Below are 1,422 nucleotides of genomic sequence, written 5' to 3'. Positions count from 1 at the left end.
TGACCCCAAGCGAATACGTTAAATCCAACCAGGTCAGACTGCTCGAAGCGGCTAGATTCTAGTTTTGAATCCCATCAGAATTGGGGGAACATCATAAGATCGGCAACACTGTCGAGTTGCTGTATGAGAAGAGGGGAGGAGGAAGGATGAGTAATGAAGGAACAAATACTAGACTGAATCAGATGATCGCTGCGTATTGGGTAGCTGTAGGGGAAATCGCCCTCAAGGATCAGATTGACAGCGACGATAAGACTCGATTGTCCAAAATTCTTCTTGAGTACAGCGCTGCTCCGGGCGCATCGGAAGATGTAAAGGTCGAGATGGTGCAAGAGTTCAATAGAATCCATGAACTACAATCCAAGCAAAATAAAATTTGATTGAACGGGAGGGAGGGTGAGCGAGGATAAAGTATACGCTATAACGATCACAATCAACGAGCACAGGGATAAGCTTGTTCGTTGGCAAAGAATTCATGTGACGCCGGAAATAGTCGAAGATGAAGCGGTTTTGGGGTCGCTTTTAACTCTTACCGCGAAAAAGATGATAAGGGATATAGAGGAAAATGGTGATGAGGTCAGGAAGAACCGTTTATGATCCTCTTGATATCGTATGACATAAAATCATTTGATTAGCCCTCAATTTTGCATATGTTTGTGTTATAGCGTCATTATTCCGCTAAGAAGCCGAGCGTATCTGTAGCCTCAAGACCGCCAAAACTGAAACGTAGCGCAGCTTTATCAAGCTCCGTTAATGTGTGTGCCGCGAATTTCCGGAGGCTTCCTGATCGTAGGTTGTCAACCTTGCTCCGGTGGGAGCGATAATGGTTGCGATCAAGCGGGCCGGAATTGTCTTGCTGGGATTTTCCATGTACGAATGGATGCTTCCGGGCGGCTCATTCCAGCTTTCTCCGGCGCGATACTCGATCACTTCCCCATTGTTGAGCTGAGAGCGGACCGTGCCTTCGAGCACATGCACGAACACGACGCCTGCATGGCGATGGCTGGTGGTGCTGGCTTCGGGTGTCAGGTACACCATGAAAGCGGTCAGGGTCTGCTTTGGATCGTCCGGCAGGACCTGCGCGGTGACGGGCATGAGCGTGATTCCCACCGATTTTACATCTTTTGCGCCGGAACGCACTTCGTCTGCCTCCGCTATTCCCGCAACCGACAGTAAACCCGCCGTTATCGATGCTGCAAGCAGCCTGGCATACAATGTGATTTTGGATTTGACCAACTTGAATTTCATCGACCCTCCCCCTCGATAGTTTTCATATCAACGAAGCCGCAAGCTAGGTGTCAACGCCGGTTTAAAACTGACCCACTTTTTGGTTATTTGGCCGGAATAAAACTGACCCACCCGGACATTTAATTTTACTAAGCCTTGACCTTTACATGTCCGGCTTTGCGTTTATCCTTGAGCCGG

Annotated in this window: 3 protein-coding genes; 2 read left to right on the top strand and 1 reads right to left on the bottom strand. The window is 48.7% G+C overall.

The annotated features are described in order from the left end of the window. The first annotated feature begins 146 nt into the window (after window positions 1–146). Together BM022_RS14955 and BM022_RS14950 are read left to right on the top strand one after the other, a co-directional pair. A complete protein-coding gene (locus tag BM022_RS14955; protein ID WP_091140572.1) occupies window positions 147–377 on the top strand; it encodes a hypothetical protein in 231 nt (76 codons plus the stop codon). Window positions 378–393: 16 nt separating this feature from the next. Continuing rightward, the gene (locus tag BM022_RS14950; protein ID WP_091140571.1) at window positions 394–594 is read left to right on the top strand and encodes a hypothetical protein; all 201 of its coding nucleotides are present in this window, start codon (window positions 394–396) and stop codon (window positions 592–594) included. A 153-nt stretch (window positions 595–747) separates the two neighbouring features. On the opposite strand, the gene BM022_RS14945 is transcribed toward BM022_RS14950, so the two are convergent. Further along, a complete protein-coding gene (locus BM022_RS14945) occupies window positions 748–1,245 on the bottom strand; it encodes a cupin domain-containing protein (RefSeq protein WP_091140569.1) in 498 nt (165 codons plus the stop codon). Window positions 1,246–1,422 lie beyond the last annotated feature (177 nt).

The sequence above is a fragment of the Nitrosospira sp. Nsp14 genome, assembly GCF_900113575.1.
GTDB lineage: Bacteria > Pseudomonadota > Gammaproteobacteria > Burkholderiales > Nitrosomonadaceae > Nitrosospira.
Note: the sequence above shows the minus strand (reverse complement) of the source record. Positions and strands in the feature narration are given on the sequence as shown.

Excerpts from the sequence above, each read along its gene's own strand:
- BM022_RS14955 (WP_091140572.1), top strand. The coding sequence starts at position 147 with ATGAGTAATGAAGGAACAAATACTAGACTGAATCAGATGATCGCTGCG.
- BM022_RS14945 (WP_091140569.1), bottom strand. The coding sequence starts at position 1,245 with ATGAAATTCAAGTTGGTCAAATCCAAAATCACATTGTATGCCAGGCTG.